The organism is Pseudomonas sp. UBA1879, from assembly GCF_002338065.1.
GTDB lineage: Bacteria > Pseudomonadota > Gammaproteobacteria > Pseudomonadales > Pseudomonadaceae > Aquipseudomonas.
The window spans coordinates 139849-140144 of the sequence record NZ_DDHJ01000025.1; the positions used below are offsets into that span (position 1 = coordinate 139849).

A 296-nucleotide genomic window follows, 5' to 3' on the forward strand; every position below is an offset into this window, starting at 1 on the left:
CGGAGACCTGGATCGCAGGCAGTGGGGTGCCCGCGTTGACAGCCGCAATACCATCGGCAGTCAGCAACACGTCGTTGCCGCTGATGACGTAGTACTTGTCGCTGCCGTTAGTCAGCGTGACTTTCAGTTGATCGGCAGGGGTATCCGAATCGCTGTAGGTCAATTTACCCGCAACAGTCGAGGCGTCGACCTTGACTTCGTGCAGCTCGTTTCCAACGACCGAGGCAATCGGCGCCGCATCGCTGACCACACTCGGCGTGTCGCTGGCCGGGGTCTACTTGATTCACTAGCCCAAC

Annotated in this window: 1 protein-coding gene; it reads right to left on the bottom strand. The window is 59.5% G+C overall.

Features of this window, described 5'->3' with window-relative positions:
• The coding region (locus B3N48_RS26345) for a hypothetical protein (protein WP_296188709.1) at window positions 1-250 on the bottom strand (250 nt) is incomplete at its 3' end.
• Window positions 251-296: the final 46 nt, after the last annotated feature.